Source organism: Streptomyces sp. NPDC051563, from assembly GCF_044454225.1.
Classification (GTDB): Bacteria; Actinomycetota; Actinomycetes; order Streptomycetales; family Streptomycetaceae; genus Streptomyces.
This window is the reverse complement of sequence record NZ_JBITDL010000030.1, coordinates 104,513-117,417: the sequence shown is the minus strand read 5'-3', so window position 1 is coordinate 117,417 and position 12,905 is coordinate 104,513. Positions and strand designations below refer to the sequence as shown.

At 73.8% G+C, this 12,905-nt stretch carries 14 protein-coding genes; 6 read left to right on the top strand and 8 right to left on the bottom strand.

Annotation, left to right across the window (positions count from 1 at the left end; all coding sequences use genetic code 11):
* Positions 1-139: 139 nt before the first annotated feature.
* The 4 genes from ACIA8F_RS30510 to glnII form a co-directional block, all read right to left on the bottom strand.
* A complete protein-coding gene (locus ACIA8F_RS30510) occupies positions 140-1,927 on the bottom strand; it encodes a protein kinase (protein ID WP_399383578.1) in 1,788 nt (595 codons plus the stop codon).
* Between the two features lie 198 nt (positions 1,928-2,125).
* Positions 2,126-2,716 (bottom strand): winged helix-turn-helix domain-containing protein, encoded by a 591-nt coding sequence (locus tag ACIA8F_RS30505; RefSeq protein ID WP_399383576.1) that lies wholly within the window; start codon positions 2,714-2,716, stop codon positions 2,126-2,128.
* A gap of 430 nt (positions 2,717-3,146) precedes the next feature.
* Complete coding sequence (locus ACIA8F_RS30500; RefSeq protein WP_399383574.1) at positions 3,147-3,626, bottom strand: hypothetical protein; 480 nt, start codon at positions 3,624-3,626, stop codon at positions 3,147-3,149.
* A gap of 158 nt (positions 3,627-3,784) precedes the next feature.
* On the bottom strand, positions 3,785-4,804 hold the full coding sequence (gene glnII, locus ACIA8F_RS30495) for a glutamine synthetase (RefSeq protein WP_399383573.1): 1,020 nt from the start codon (positions 4,802-4,804) through the stop codon (positions 3,785-3,787).
* Between the two features lie 280 nt (positions 4,805-5,084).
* On the opposite strand from glnII, the gene ACIA8F_RS30490 reads away from it, so the two are divergent.
* Complete coding sequence (locus ACIA8F_RS30490; protein WP_399383586.1) at positions 5,085-6,014, top strand: Gfo/Idh/MocA family protein; 930 nt, start codon at positions 5,085-5,087, stop codon at positions 6,012-6,014.
* Positions 6,015-6,042: 28 nt separating this feature from the next.
* Here ACIA8F_RS30490 and ACIA8F_RS30485 read toward each other — a convergent pair whose 3' ends face one another.
* Positions 6,043-6,615: a hypothetical protein gene (locus tag ACIA8F_RS30485; RefSeq protein ID WP_399383571.1), complete on the bottom strand. Its 573-nt coding sequence runs from the start codon at positions 6,613-6,615 to the stop codon at positions 6,043-6,045.
* A 213-nt stretch (positions 6,616-6,828) separates the two neighbouring features.
* Between ACIA8F_RS30485 and ACIA8F_RS30480 the strand changes: the two genes are divergently transcribed.
* The 3 genes from ACIA8F_RS30480 to ACIA8F_RS30470 all read left to right on the top strand — a co-directional run bounded on the left by ACIA8F_RS30480 (position 6,829) and on the right by ACIA8F_RS30470 (position 9,758).
* Positions 6,829-7,536: an NADPH-dependent F420 reductase gene (locus ACIA8F_RS30480; RefSeq protein WP_399383569.1), complete on the top strand. Its 708-nt coding sequence runs from the start codon at positions 6,829-6,831 to the stop codon at positions 7,534-7,536.
* Complete coding sequence (locus ACIA8F_RS30475; protein WP_399383567.1) at positions 7,533-8,459, top strand: 2-dehydropantoate 2-reductase; 927 nt, start codon at positions 7,533-7,535, stop codon at positions 8,457-8,459. The genes ACIA8F_RS30480 and ACIA8F_RS30475 overlap by 4 nt, the downstream gene beginning before the upstream one ends.
* Before the next feature lie 186 nt (positions 8,460-8,645).
* On the top strand, positions 8,646-9,758 hold the full coding sequence (locus ACIA8F_RS30470) for a serine hydrolase domain-containing protein (RefSeq protein ID WP_399383566.1): 1,113 nt from the start codon (positions 8,646-8,648) through the stop codon (positions 9,756-9,758).
* A gap of 14 nt (positions 9,759-9,772) precedes the next feature.
* Here the strand turns inward: ACIA8F_RS30470 and ACIA8F_RS30465 are convergent, their stop codons facing one another.
* On the bottom strand, positions 9,773-10,159 hold the full coding sequence (locus tag ACIA8F_RS30465; RefSeq protein WP_399383564.1) for an ArsC/Spx/MgsR family protein: 387 nt from the start codon (positions 10,157-10,159) through the stop codon (positions 9,773-9,775).
* A gap of 106 nt (positions 10,160-10,265) precedes the next feature.
* On the opposite strand from ACIA8F_RS30465, the gene ACIA8F_RS30460 reads away from it, so the two are divergent.
* Positions 10,266-10,529 (top strand): hypothetical protein, encoded by a 264-nt coding sequence (locus ACIA8F_RS30460; protein ID WP_399383563.1) that lies wholly within the window; start codon positions 10,266-10,268, stop codon positions 10,527-10,529.
* 3 nt (positions 10,530-10,532) lie between these two features.
* Here the strand turns inward: ACIA8F_RS30460 and ACIA8F_RS30455 are convergent, their stop codons facing one another.
* Positions 10,533-10,802, bottom strand: coding sequence for a hypothetical protein (locus tag ACIA8F_RS30455; RefSeq protein ID WP_399383562.1), 270 nt, complete (start codon positions 10,800-10,802; stop codon positions 10,533-10,535).
* A gap of 147 nt (positions 10,803-10,949) precedes the next feature.
* Positions 10,950-12,089 carry a PP2C family protein-serine/threonine phosphatase gene (locus tag ACIA8F_RS30450; RefSeq protein ID WP_399383560.1) on the bottom strand — a complete coding sequence of 380 codons (1,140 nt, stop codon included), beginning with the start codon at positions 12,087-12,089 and terminating at the stop codon, positions 10,950-10,952.
* 76 nt (positions 12,090-12,165) lie between these two features.
* On the opposite strand from ACIA8F_RS30450, the gene ACIA8F_RS30445 reads away from it, so the two are divergent.
* Positions 12,166-12,873, top strand: a complete 708-nt coding sequence (locus ACIA8F_RS30445) for a VIT family protein (RefSeq protein WP_399383558.1) — start codon at positions 12,166-12,168, stop codon at positions 12,871-12,873.
* The last annotated feature ends 32 nt before the right edge of the window (positions 12,874-12,905 follow it).

Sequence of the window (12,905 nt, the reverse complement as noted above, 5' to 3'; positions counted from 1 at the left end):
CTCGCGGTCCGCGAATTCGCGCGCGCGGGGGGGGGGGGGGGGCGGCCCCCCCCCCCGCCCCCCCCGGCGGGGCCCCCGCCCCCCCCCCCCGGCGGGGGGGGGGGGGGGGCCCCCGCGCCCCCCCCCCCGGCCGGTGGCTTCAGCCGGTCTTCCACAGGGTGAGCGTGGTGACGTAGTCGGGCATGGTCACGGTGGACTCGCCGTCGAGCACGACGTCGGTGATGCGGAGCATCGCCAGATTGCCGTCGCTGGTGACGGTGCACAGCACGGTCCCCTTCGGGAGCGTCTTGCCCTGCCTCAGCTGGTCGCGCGGCAGCTTGGCCGGCAGGGTGTCGGTGCCGACGGCTTCGCCGCACTCCTCGGGCGTGCTGCCCGGGCTCTTGCCCGTGGCCGTCCGGAAGGCCAGGCCGGCGCCGCTCCAGTCCTGGTAGGTGAACTCCATCTCCTTGTCCGCGCCGATCTTCCCGTTGGGGACGACCTTCGGAGCGTCCAGGTCGACGTAGGTTCCGGTGCCGGAGGAGGGCGCACGCAAGGTCAGGGGCTTGTCCTGGAAGACCACCGTGTACGAGGACTTCGGCGCGGCGGAGGGAGCGGGCGAGGACTTCGGCGGGGCGGAGGCCCCGGCAGTCGGGTCCGCCGATCCGGGCGCGGGCGCGGCCGGGGTCTCCTGCCGGCCTGCGGGTGCCTTCGCGTCGTCCTCGGAGCCGTCCCCGTCCAGCAGCCAGACCGGGCTGGCCGCCGCGACGACGGCCAGGACGAGGCCGGCGGCGATGAGTACGCCGCGCAGCCCCTTCGGGGCCGGAGCGGTGCCCGGAGCCGTACTCGGCGCGGGCGTCGGGTGGTTCGGCCGCGGCGGCCCCGGGGGCCGGGGCGGTGTGAACGCCGTGTCGGCGGCGTGCAGTCCGCCGAAGGCGCCGGACGTCCCGGTCCCGGTACCGGCCGGACCGAATCCGTGTGCGCGCGGCGGGTCCGCGACCGCGCCCGGGTCCGCCACCGTCGGCGCCGGCGGATTCTCCGCGGCCCGCACCCGGCGGGCGATGTCCTGCCCGACCGGCTCCGGCAGCCAGCCGTCGAACTCGTTCAGCGGCCGCTCGGCGAACAGTTCGCACAGCGCGGCGAGCTCGTCCGTGCCGATCCGCTCCGCCGGATCCGCCGTCAGGCAGCGCTCCAGCAGCGGCCGCAGTTCGAGCGGGTAGCCGCTCAGGTCCGGGGGCAGCCGGTCGGTGTTCGCGATCCGCACGCCGAGGGCAGTGGCCCCGCCCTCCCCGTACGGATGCCGCCCGGTGGCCGCGACCGCCGCGATGAGGCCGACCGCGAACAGATCGCTCGCGGGGGTGACCTCGGCGCCCAGCGCGTGTTCGGGGGACATGTACTGCGGAGTGCCGATGACCCCGCCGGTACGGGTGAGCTGCGTACTGTCGGCGGCCCGGGCGATCCCGAAGTCGATGACGTACGGTCCGGCCGCGCCCAGCAGCAGGTTGGCGGGCTTCAGGTCGCGGTGCACGACCCCGGCGGCGTGGATGGAGCCGAGGGCCCGCGCCGTGCAGCCGACCAGCTGGAAGACCGCGGGCAGCGGCAGCGGCCCGTAGGCGCTCAGGGCGTCGTGCAGCGACAGTCCCGGTACGAACACCGAGGCGAGCCAGGGCGAGGCGCCCGTGGTGTCGTGGTCGAGGACCGGGACGAGGTGGTAGCCCTGCACCCGGCGCGCGGCCCGGACCTCCTGCTCGAAGCGGCTGCGGAAGTCCGGGTCCTGCCCGAACTCCCGGCGGATCAGCTTCAGCGCGACGGGCTGCCCGCCGCGCGTGTGCGAGAGGTAGACGGTGCCCATGCCGCCCTCGCCGATCCGGGCGATGAGCCGGTAGCCGGCGGTCTCGCGGGGGTCCTGGGGCTCAAGTGGAGCAAGTACGCTGCCGGTTCCGGTGGTCACGTGCAAAAAGCCTACGTGAGGGACCCGGCCCGATCAGCACGGATGTACGAGTAAATACCCCGCGTGACGGCCGGAGTTGGCCCGGCGCGGCACGGATTCGCCGGGCCGGGCCCGTACTCCCCCACGTGAGTACGGGCCCACTGCGATGTCCGTCGTGCCCGGAAGCCGTTCAGGACGTTGCTCCGGACGTCGTTCCGGTCAGGGGGCGTACTTGTAGCCCACCCGGCGCACGGTCTGGATCGCACCTCGGTGGGCGGCGCCCAGCTTCCGGCGCAGCCGTGCGACGTGCACGTCGACCGTGCGGCCGTCGCCGACGTGGCCGTAGCCCCAGACGGTGGTCACCAGCTGGTCGCGGCTGTGCACCCGGTGCGGGTGCGCGACCAGGTGGGCCAGCAGCTCGAACTCCAGGTACGTCAGGTCCAGGACCTCGCCGTCCACCTCGGCGGTGCGCTGTGCGGGGTCGATGCGGACCAGGTCGTCGCCGGTGACGGCCGCGGCGCCGGGGGCCGGGGCGGCGGGGACGGACTGGGGGGAGAAGGCGATCGGCGGCTGCTGGTCGGCCGGTACGAGCACCAGGTAGCCGACCATCGGCGGCTGGCCGGGGAGGCTGGGCAGGGTGTGCGCGGGGGCCGGCAGCCAGGTGGCGCCCGGCGGCAGGAAGTCCACGACGCGAGCGACCTCGTCGCGGTCCACGGCGCGCAGGCGGTGCCGCGGACTGGGCGGGAAGCTCGGGTAGGTCAGGGGCGAGGTCGCAGCGGAGGCAGAAGCGAAGGAACGGGTGTTCGCCATGAGTGGTCAGCTCTTTCACGCGGAGTAGTCGGCAGGAGACGTACGTAAAGGCGTCGTCTTGTGTCGTACCGCGCAGACCGAAGGCCTGGGGGGAGGTCCGTTGGAGGTCCCGGAGGCTTTAGAGGGCCGGCGCGTTCTTCGCGCGGCAACACACCCGGTCGAAATCGTGATCCTGACGGGACGGCCAGAACGGCTCGAGGTCGCTGCGACCTGTCGTCGATGAGTGCGGGTGGCTGGCCATGCCCCCATTCAAGCAGATGCAGGGGTGCCGGGGCAGACCCCGTCTCATTCTATGGATCGGAATCCCATATTCCGTGATCATGGTATGAACGGACCATTGCAATCCCGACAATCCGTCACCCGCCCAGCGGCCTGCGCCACTCCAACCCGGTCGTCCCGTATCGCATGGTGAGCGAATCCGTCCCAGCGCCTACTGCCCGCCCGGGACCCAGTCCGAGGTATCGCGGTGGCGGCTCAGCCCCACGGCGTCGAACTCGTCCTCGCGCCGGCTCCCCCGTACTCCCAGCTGCCGCAGGGCCCGGGAGATGGGACTGAGCCTTCGCGAGAACAGCTTCCTCGTCGGCTCGTCCAGCGGTCCCAGCGCGAGTGCGCCGCCGGCCCAGACGGCCGCCCGCTGCTCGCCGACTCCGCCGAAGTACTCCGCCTCCACGTAGGCGACCGCCCCTGCGGCCGACCACCGGGCCAACAGCACGTCGAAGCCTCCTGGCAGCCGCCAGAACCCCAGGGCTCCCCCCTCGCTCCCGTCCGTGACGGCATCGAAGACCTCACCGGTCATCGGCATGAGCGACAGACCCTGTCCCAGCGGCACCACCCGGGACCCGGGAACCTCCCGCGATGCGGCGCGCAGTACCTCCTCGCCCGCGATCACCGCCTGCAACACGTAAGCCACTCGGAGCCCCCTCAAGACGTTCGGAGCCCCATCCTGTCCGACCCGGCGCGCACGAACCCACCCCGGGCACCCACCCCGGGCACCCTCGGACGGCACGGCGCCCGCCGTCCCCGGAGGGAGGGCGGGCGTCGTGTGGTGTCAGGGGCGGGGGGCCGGGGTCAGACCAGGCCGTCCTTTTCCAGGGCGGTGCAGCAGGTGTCCGTGATGAGGCGGGTCACCACGTACGGGTCCACGTTCGCGTTCGGGCGGCGGTCCTCGATGTAGCCCTTGCCGTCCTTCTCGACCTGCCACGGGATGCGGACCGAGGCGCCGCGGTCCGAGACGCCGTAGCTGTACTCGTTCCACGGGGCGGTCTCGTGCAGGCCGGTGAGGCGCTCGTCGATGCCGGCGCCGTAGTTCTTGACGTGGTCCAGCGGCTTGCTGCCCTCGCCCAGCGACTCGGCCGCGCAGATGATCGCGCGGTAGTCCTCGCGCATCGCCTTCGTGGAGAAGTTGGTGTGCGCGCCCGCGCCGTTCCAGTCGCCCTTGACCGGCTTCGGGTTCAGCGTCGCGGAGACGTTGAAGTCCTCGGCGGTGCGGTAGAGCAGCCAGCGCGCGATCCACAGCTGGTCGGAGACCTCCAGCGGGCCGACGGGGCCGACCTGGAACTCCCACTGGCCGGGCATGACCTCGGCGTTGATGCCGGAGATGGCCAGGCCCGCCGCGAGACAGTGGTCCAGGTGCTTCTCGACGATGTCGCGGCCGAAGATCTCGTCCGAGCCGACGCCGCAGTAGTAGCCGCCCTGCGCGGCCGGGAAGCCGTTGACCGGGAAGCCGAGCGGGCGGGTGCCGTCGAAGAAGGTGTACTCCTGCTCGATGCCGTAGATCGGCGCCTGGTCGGCGAACTTCTCGGCGATCGGACGCAGCAGCGCGCGGGTGTTCGACTCGTGCGGGGTCATGTCGATGTTCAGGACCTCGCACAGGACGAGGACGTTGTCGCCGCCGCGGATCGGGTCCGGGCAGGTGAACACCGGCTGCAGTACGCGGTCCGAGGCGTGGCCCTCGGCCTGGTTGGTGCTCGAACCGTCGAAGCCCCAGATCGGCAGCGCGTCGCCGTCCGCCATGATCTTGGTCTTGGAGCGCAGCTTCGCCGTCGGCTCGGTTCCGTCGATCCAGATGTACTCAGCCTTGTAGCTCACGGGGCCCCATCCTTCGGTGCGTCGCTCCGGCGCAGACTCTGCGGGTGCTGCGCTGCGTCCTGCGGATCGCGTACGGCGGCTCACGTCCCTGTGGTGCGCGTACGGCGAATTCGTTCTGCGGTGTAGACCGCAGCGTGCCCGCTCGCGATTTCTCTTCCGTTGCCCGTGTGTGAACCCCGTGTTACCGAGGTTTACTCCGCAGGTGGGGGTGGTTGTGCGGGTTGCCGTCCGGACGCCCGTACGGGTGGGGCAGACTAGGCGGGTGAGCATTTCGTACGATTTGACGTCCGCCGGAGATGCCGCCGCAGAGGCCGCCTCCGGGCCGCGCCCCCGGGTCGGGCTGCTGGGCACCGGCCCCTGGGCCCGCCGCACCCACGCCCCCGCCCTCGCCGCACACCCCGGCTCCGAGTTCGCCGGAGTCTGGGGCCGGCGCCCCGAAGCCGCGGCCGAGCTGGCGCGCGAGTACGGGGTGAAGGTGTACGAAGACCCCGACGCGCTGTTCGCCGACTGTGACGCCGTGGCCTTCGCACTCCCGCCCGACGTACAGGCCCCGCTCGCCGTGCGCGCGGCCGCCGCCGGCTGCCACCTGCTGCTCGACAAGCCCGTCGCCACGACCCCGGACGCCGCCCGCGCGGTCGCCGCCGCCGTGGCCGAGCACCGGGTCGCCTCCGTCGTCTTCCTCACCCTGCGCTTCGCCGAGCCGACCGCCGGCTGGGTCGCGGAGCAGGCGGAGCGCACGGGCTGGTTCACCGCCGCCGCGCACTGGCTCGGCGCGGTCTTCCCGCCCGACGGCGAGCCCAGCGCCTACGCGGACTCGCCCTGGCGCAAGGCCAAGGGCGGGCTGTGGGACGTGGGCCCGCACGCCCTGTCCGTCCTCATCCCCGTCCTCGGCGACGTCACCGAGGTCAGCGCCACCCGCGGCCCCGCCGACGTGGTCCAGCTGGCGCTGCGCCACACCGGCGGGGCGGCCAGCACCGCCGTGCTCAGCCTCAGCTCGCCGCGCGCGGCCGCCGGGGTGGGCCTGGAGCTGCGCGGGACGGACGGCGTCTTCGCCCTGCCGGAGTGGAGCAACGTCCCGGGGGCCTACGGCCGCGCCCTGGACGCGCTCCTCACCTCGGCCCGCACCGGGGTGCCCGACGTACGGGGTGCCGAGTTCGGGGCCCGGCTGACGGAGATCCTGGCGGAGGCGGAGGGCCTGCTGCCCGAGTGAACGCCCTCGGGGACGCCGGCGCCCGGCGCTACTTGATGACCGCGTTGGCCACGATGATGGCCAGCCCGATGGTGGCGTCGGCGACCCCGATGAGCAGCGCCGAGGCGAGCTTGTAGCCGACCCGCAGGGCCACGAAGGCACCCCAGGCGAACAGCATCGCGGTGTTCACGCCGAGCCCGATGGCCGTGACCCCGTGCGAGTCCCAGCCGGCGAGTCCGGCGACGAGCAGGAGCAGGACCGTGGGCAGGGTGGCCGCGATCATCGGCCACTCGTTCCACAGCGCCCGCCCGAGGATCCGCCACCGGTGCCCGGCCGAGCCGGCCTGATGGGTGCTCATGTGGTGCGAGTACCCGTGCGCGAGCCCGGCCGTGGCGGCCGTGACGAGCACCCAGCTGGCGTCGTAGAAGGGGGTGTACTCCCCGCCCTTCTGGTCGAGCGCGGCCAGCAGCCCGGACGCGAGCACGGTCCCGTACACCCCGCCGAACATCCAGTCGGCGCCGCGCCGGGGCGGGGGGAGCGGCGGGATCGCGGACACGGGGAGGTCCGGCGGCGCCGGCGGCTCGCCGGGCGTGGTGGGACGCGGGTGCTGCTGCTCGTTCACGCTGAATCCTTTGGTGCGGTACGTCCCCTTTGTGCTGGCCTCACCCTACGAGGCCCGGGATGGGGCCGGTGTGAAGGCGGCGACGGGGCGGTCCGGCGGCTGCCGGGGTGCGGCCGGTGGTGGGCGGGGTGCGGCCGGGCGCGGCCGGAGTGCGGCCTCACTCCGGCGGCGCAGCGGCGGAATACCTTGGGGCGCGGGCGACTTGAACCCCGCATGGCAACTCTTGGACTCATTGGAAGCGGCAACATCGGCAGCACCCTCGCACGGCTCGCCGTGGACGCGGGGCTGGACGTGGTCCTCAGCAATTCCCGGGGACCGGAGACACTGGACGCCCTGGTGGCCGAACTCGGGCCGCGGGCCCGGGCCGCCACCCCGGCCGAGGCGGCGGCCGCCGGCGACTGGGTCGTGGCCACCATCCCGCTCGGGAGCTACCGCGAACTGCCCGCCGGGGCACTGGCGGGCAAGGTCGTGCTCGACACGCTCAACTACTACCCCGAGCGCGACGGGGTCTTCCCCGCCCTGGAGGCGGAGGAGACCACCACCAGCGGGCTCGTCCAGGAACACCTGTCCGGGGCGCAGGTCGTCAAGGCGTTCAACAACATCTACTTCACGCACCTGCTCGCCCTCGCCCGCCCGGCCGGCTCCCCGGACCGCTCGGCCCTGCCGATCGCCGGGGAGGACCCGGCCGCCCGCGCGTCCGCCACCCGGCTCCTGGACCTGCTCGGCTACGACGCGGTCGACGCCGGGGAGCTCGCCGAGAGCTGGCGCTTCCAGCGCGACACGCCCGTGTACGTGCTCCCGTACGCCGAAGACCTGTCCCGCCCGGGGGGTCTCGCCGAGGACCCGGGGAGCGTCGCCGACGCGGCCACCGTCCGCGCCGCCCTGGCGAAGGCGGTCCGGCCGGCGGGCTCCGCCGGATGAGGATCCTGGCGGTCGGCGCCGGCGCCGCGGGCGGCTACTTCGGCGCCCGCCTCGCCCGGGCCGGGCAGGACGTCACCTTCCTCGTGCGACCCCGGCGGGCCGAGGCCCTGCGGGCGCGCGGGCTGCGGGTGAGCGGGCCGGGGGAGGAGATCGTCCTCGCCCCGCAGCTCGTCACCGCCGGGGCGCTGGAGGAGACGTACGACCTCGTCCTGCTGTCCGTGAAGTCCACCTCCCTCGAAGCGGCCGTCCGGGACCTCGCCCCGGCGGTCGGTCCCGGGACGGCGATCCTGCCCCTGCTCAACGGAATGGCCCACCTCGACCTCCTCGCGGACCGGTTCGGGGACGGGGCGGTGCTCGGCGGAGTCGCCAAGGTGGTCACCACCCTGAACGAGCACGGCGACATCCTGCGGATGGCTCCGCCCACCGTGGTGCTCACCGGCGAACGCGACGGCCGCCCCTCGGCGCGGGTGGACGCCGTGCGCGCGGTGCTGGCCGGCGCGGGGATCGACACCCCGGACGTGCCCGACATCATCGGCGCCATGTGGCACAAGTGGGTCTTCATCACCACCCTGGTGGCGGTCACCTCCCTGGCCCGCGGAGCCGTCGGCGAGATCAACGCCCTGCCCGGCGGGACCGAGTTCGGCCTCGCGGTCCTCGCGGAGGCCGCCGCCGTGTCGGCCGCCTCGGGGTACCCGGTGCCGGAGTCCGAACTCGCCTCCACGGCACGGATGCTGGCCGCCCCGGACTCTCCGCTGACCCCGTCGATGTACCGGGACCTGCTCGCCGGTCACCCGACCGAGGTCGAGCATGTGCTCGGAGACCTGACGGACCGGGCCCGCAAGTTCGACGTCCCCACCCCGCTCCTCGATCTCGCGACGCTCCAGCTGCGGGTCCAGCAGCGGCGGGTGGTGGCGGGGGAGTAGGGAGGCAGGGGCACAGGGCGTCCAGGGCGTTCAGGGGGCCTGCGCGGGCGGCCTCGGGGTCGTTCGCACAGGCCCCTTCGGGGTGGCCTCGGGGTCTGCTCAGGGTGATCACCGATGGGCAACGCGCGGTGACAGGAGGACCGTTGGTGTCAGAGCCAACCGAGCCGCCTTCTCCAGGAGCCACCGATGAACGCACGCCCCCGCACCCTCCGCCGGATCGCCGTCACCGGCATCGTCCTGGCGGCCCTCGCCGTGGGCACGGGCGCCCCGGCCGCACTGGCCGCATCCGGTGGGTCCGGTGCGTCCGGTGGGTCCGTGGGCTCCGCCGCGACCGCCGTCCACACCGGGCCGGTGGCCGCCCGTGACCCCGCCGCGCTGCGGGCCTTGCTGGCGTCCCTGCCCGACGAGGTCTCGGCGGGGGCGCTGGCGCGGCTGTCCGGCGAGGGGCTGCGCACGCCGTGGACCGGGGCCGCCGGGCCGGTCGCCGCGGACGCGGACCTGCCGATCGGCAGCGTCACCAAGCTGTTCACGAACGCCCTGGTGCTGCGGCTCGTCGCGGAGCACCGGATCGAGATCGACGCGCCGGTGCGCCGCTACCTGCCCGACCTGATACCGGGCGCCTACGCCGGAGTGACGGTACGGCAGCTCATGGACCACACCGCCGACCTGCCGATGGCCGCGAGTGAATCCGCCGATCCGCGCACCATGGTGCTCGACACGTTCGCGGCGGACGCGGCCGCCCGCCCGGGCCGCATACCCGCCCCGGGCTCGGTCCAGCAGTACAACGGGACGAACAGCTTCGTCGCCGGACTGCTCGTGGAGCGGATATCCGGCCGGACGTACGCGGAGGAGCTGCAGCGCCGCATCGTCCGCCCGCTGGGGCTGCGCCGGACCGGGATGTCCACGGACCCGCGGACGGCCAGGTTCTGGGCGGAGGGCGGCCTGGTCTCCACCGCGGCCGACCTGGACCGCTTCACGGCGGCCCTGCTGGGCGGCCGGCTGCTGGCGCCCGCCGAGCAGCGGCAACTGTACGAGGTGCCGGACGTGCCCAACGCCCCGGAGAACACCTGCCTGTCGCCGAAGGCCTGCTTCAGCGCGGGCGGACTGATGCGGTACGAGACGGCGGGCACCGTGGTCTGGGGCAAGACGGGGTCCGGTCCCGGCTGGTCGGCCGGGGTGTTCGCCACCGAACAGGCCGGCCGCCGGCTCGTCTACGCCCACCAGCCGAAGCCCGGTACGTCCAAGAAGCAGCAGATCGGGCGCGTCGTGGAGTTCGTGGACGCGGGCTTCGCCGGATAGGCCGGATAGGAGGCTCAGGCAGTCCCGGCCGGGGCCGTGCGGGAGAGGGCGTCGCGGACGGACTCCTCCGAGCGGGCCACCACCGCGGTGCCGTCCTCGGCCGTGATGATCGGGCGCTGGATCAGCTTCGGGTGCGCCGCGAGATGGCTGATCCAGGCCCCGCGGGCCGCTTCGGTCTCCGCGCGCGGCAGGTCCCGTACGCCGGTCTCCCTGGCGAGGGGGTCCGAGGTGCGGGTGATGTCCCAGGGCTCCAGCCCCAGCCGGCCCAGGACCTCACGGATCTCGGCCTCGGACGGCACGTCCTCCAGGTAGCGGCGGACGGTGTACTCGGCGCCCTCCGCGTCCAGCAGGGTCAGTGCGCTACGGCACTTCGAGCAGGCGGGATTGATCCAGATCTCCATGCCCGAAAGCTTAGCGAGGCCTTGTCTGGCCAGGTCCTTTGTCAGTGGTCGCCGGTAAAATTCAAGGAGAAGGACAGGACGCCAACTTGCCTTTGGGAGGCTGTAGATGGCCACTGCCATGACCCTGCACACCATCGAGCCCATCAAGAAGAAGCCGCTGCCGGCGGGGCTGCCCCGGGAGTGGTACGAGAGCCACAACCGGCGGCTGAAGGCGATGCGCCTGGCGATATCGCTGCTCGACTCGGGCACCTATGACGCTCAGCGCGCCACCAACCGCAAGATCCGCACGATGGCCGTCCGGACGGGCATCCGCCGGCCGTCGAACGTCACCTGCAAGATGGTCCGCTCCTTCATCCGCGACGCCGGGTAGGCCTCAGCCCGCCTCGGGGACCCTCGGGGAGCCGAAGGCGCGGCCCTGTTCCTCGGGCCGCGGCAGGAGCTCTTCGAGGGTCTGGGCGGCCGGGGCCGCCCGGAGTGGGGCGGGGGCTTCGATCTGCTGGTTCTGGTTCCGCGCCGGGTGCTGTTCCGCCGCGGCCCCGTGCCCGGCGAGGCCGAGCACGATCGAGCCGGTGATCAGGGCTACGGCTCCGGCCGCCGCGATCACCGCCGTGATCCGCTGGTTGTGTTTGTACGGTGCGCGCATCGAATGGACCTCGGTTTCCGTGCGGGGAGGGCGGGGAGGACTGGGAGGACTGGGGCCGAGCGAAGCACGGAAATGGACCTGAATGGGCGATTGTCGCCGTTTGGTCATGTGATCAGTACGGCGTGGTCACCGGTCACCGGTCATTGGTCACCGCGCCTTGCCCGGTGCCTCGTCCCGCATCCCGTCCGGCTCCGTGGACGGGGAGAGGGACAGGGGCAGGGACAGCACCAGCAGGGCCACGTCGTCGCGCGGCCCGCCCCCGCTGAAGGATCGCAAGTCCCGCCACACCGCGGGGGCCAGCCCCGAAGGATCCGTCGCCAGGACGGGCACGCGCGCGGCCAGCGGGTAGAAGTTCCCCGCCGCGTCCCGGGCCTCGGTCACCCCGTCCGTGTACATCAAGAGCCGGTCCCCGGGGCGGACCCGCAGCTCGGCCGGTTGGGCCGGGGTGGGGCCGGCCAGGCCCAGGCCCAGCGGAGGCCCGGGATCCACGTCGACTTCCGAGACGGTGAAACCCCGTAGCAGCAGGGGCGGGGGATGCCCGCACGACACGATCCGTACGAGGTCCAGCCCGGGCGGGAACTCCACCAGCACCGCCGTCGCGAAGAGCTCCGCGTGCGCCACCGACTCGGCCGCCGAGTCCGCCAGCAGCCGCCGGTCCAGCCGGGCCGCCACCGTCGTCAGCTCCGCGTCGTCCAGGACCCCCTCCCGGAAGGCGCCGAGCAGCGAGGCCACCGTGCCGACGGCGGCCAGGCCGTGGCCCTGGACGTCGCCGATCAGCGCGCGCACGCCGTAGGGGCCGACCCGTACGTCGTACAGGTCGCCGCCGACCAGGGTGCCGTGCTGGGCGGCCCGGTACAGGCCGGCGCAGCCGACCGGGCCGACCCGTTCGGGGACGGGCGGCAGCACCGCGAGCTGCGCCGCCTCCGCGACGGTGCGCACGTTCACCAGCTGGGCGTCGCGGCGTTTTCGTACCCAGGCGACCACCACGCTGAGCACGCCGATCGCCGCGACGGTCGCGAGGTCGGAGCCCTGGGCGTGGGCGATCCCGAGCGTGGGCAGGCCGACGAGGAGCAGCACCACGGCGGCGAAGACGGCCGTCCCGGCGGCCCCGTAGGCGAAGGCGGCGACCGGGGGGAGCCCGGCCAGGAAATAGCCCAGCTCGACGTCGCCCGGGGTGATGCGCTGCACGAACACGAGCGTGACGAGGGCCACCGCGGGCGCGAGGCGGGCCCAGCGCGGCGGCGGCGCCCCGCGCAGCCAGCCCGGCTCCTCGCGTCGGCGTCTCACCCCTCCACCCTGATCCCGCCACGGGGGGCGCGCACGCCGGGTGGCTCCTTCCGGCGGCGCCCGCGACAGTGGGGGCGTGACGGAAGCAGATGGCGCGGCGGCGCAGAGCGCAGCGATCAGTACCCGGCTGAACTGGCTGCGCGCGGGGGTGCTCGGCGCGAACGACGGGATCATCTCCACGGCGGGCCTGGTCGTCGGCGTCGCCGGGGCCACGACCTCGCGGACGGCGATCCTGGCGGCGGGCGTCGCCGGGCTGCTGGCGGGCGCGCTGTCGATGGCGGCGGGGGAGTACGTGTCGGTCAGCTCCCAGCGGGACTCCGAGAAGGCGGCGCTGGACCTGGAGCGGCGGGAGCTCGCGGAGGCGCCGGAGGAGGAGCTGGAGGAACTGACGGGGCTGCTCGTGGGCAGGGGGCTGAGCGAGCCGGTGGCGCGGGAGGCGGCGGAGCAGCTGACGGAGCGGGACGCGCTGCGGGCCCACGCCCGCGTGGAGCTGGGGATCAACCCCGACGAGCTGGCTAACCCCTGGCATGCGGCGGCGGCGAGCTTGGTGGCGTTCACGGTCGGGGCGCTGCTGCCGCTGCTGGCGATCGTCCTGCCCGGGGCCTCGGGGCGGGTCCCGGTCACCGTGGTCGCGGTCCTGCTCTCCCTGACCCTGTGCGGGGTGCTCAGCGCCCGGCTGGGCGGGGCGCCCGTGGCCCGCGCGATCCTGCGCAACGTGGCCGGCGGCGCCCTGGCCATGGCGGTGACCTACGCGGTGGGCACCTGGCTGGGCGCGGCCACCTGACCCCTGGTGTCGCCGGGCCCCTTCCGGGCGGT